Origin of the sequence: Effusibacillus pohliae DSM 22757 (genome assembly GCF_000376225.1) — a bacterium.
GTDB classification, from domain to species: Bacteria; Bacillota; Bacilli; order Tumebacillales; family Effusibacillaceae; genus Effusibacillus; species Effusibacillus pohliae.
Genome location: NZ_AQXL01000018.1, coordinates 1 through 1,557 on the forward strand (window position 1 = coordinate 1; position 1,557 = coordinate 1,557).

1 pseudogene is annotated in these 1,557 nt (G+C 50.7%); it reads right to left on the bottom strand.

Annotation, left to right across the window (positions count from 1 at the left end):
- Nucleotides 1–87: 87 nt before the first annotated feature.
- Nucleotides 88–726 (bottom strand): annotated as a pseudogene (locus C230_RS0100190) (DinB/UmuC family translesion DNA polymerase).
- Nucleotides 727–1,557: the final 831 nt, after the last annotated feature.

Sequence of the window (1,557 nt, forward strand, 5' to 3'; positions counted from 1 at the left end):
GACACAGCGCTCACTCGGCTGGCGGATTGACGGTAGAGCGCTCACGACAATGGCGGTGAGAAATTCACCGCCAAATAGCGTGAGCGGCTACACAAGCAAACTTTTCAGCCCTTGTGCTTCCCAATAGGAAGTGTCAAGGGCTTTGTTTAGGTTGCGGGACATGGCCAGCTTGAGTTTCCTGTCACGGTCCTCGAACAGGTTCAATTGGTACATTTCATCCGACACCAGGTTGTGGAGCACTAGGCCGATTTGCCTGATCGGCAAACCGTCCCAATGTCGTTCAAACAACAGGCAGGCCGCTTTCTATACGTCATCCGTCAGATTGGTGGGAGTCGGCAGCTTCATCTGTCGATGAAATCCGGAAGGACGGTCAAAATCGGCTTCTAGGCAGCCGATCGACACGCCCCGTCCCATATATCCCTTGGCGCGACACCGCTGGCATACCAACTCCGACAGTTCCGGGATCAAAACCCGGATTTCATCCCACGTGTGGTAGTCTCGCAGCATTGTCATGTGATGACCGCCCGCTTTTTGCCACTTGAAAGTATCTGGAGTTAGCCGCTTGGCAATCGGACACGCCGCAAGGATGATGCCTGTCCGCCGCGCCGGATCTCCCGCCACGACGACCGGCCGATCCGCATATTCCGGCTGGGCAGCTTTTTCCACACTTGCGTAAAAAGATTGGCAATCCACCAGCATGACCACTCGTTCTTGCCGTTTGCTCATCACGATACCTCTCCAACGGTTGGCAGGCTTTGCGCCGTCAGGCCCCGTTTCCATGTTGTGGACTGCCTTTTACCTGAGTGACAGCAAGAACATTCTCGACCCTGAATGATCTGGGGGCTTGCCGGTGAAAGCAGAACGTTTTACACAGGTGTCCGTTGATCGACCGCAGCTCGACTTTTCGTTGGGTGATCCTGTCCTGTTTGTCGATATAGATAATCTCGATGGTCTGGCCAATATATTTTTGCAAGTCACGAAGCATACTGTCCCTCCTAATCACAAGAACATATGTTCGTATTAATATTATACTACGAACGTGTGTTCTGTATGCAAGTGGGAATTGGAACCATAACGATGGCGGTTGGATTGATCAAGAGATGCAGGATGACAGAGTACCCCACCCCTCTAAAAAATTTCACTATCATCCTACACACTTTGAAATTGCCAAGTCTTCCGTTTGCGCTTAATTTTTTGGCAATCCGTCTCAAATAGCGAAAACGCCGCCCTGGAAAGGACGGCTGTTTTAGGGGGAAGCTGGAAGATACACTCGTTGGGCTGGCTGTCTTCCATGCTTACAAAATCATATGAATCTGCGCCAAAAACGTGCGGTCAAGCTTTCCGCTGCTGCTGATTTTTCAATAAATCAAGCAAAAATAGACAAGTTTCCGATGATACTTGACCGTTGCACCTTGGATTTTTGACGAAAGATGCGAGTACTGCGCCACTCCGCATTACCCGACCCTTACAATCGAAGATTGGCAGGATCGCTGCCTCAAACTGGAGCAGCAAATCGCCGAACTGTCCGCCAAATTGAAATGGTACGAAGAGCAGTTT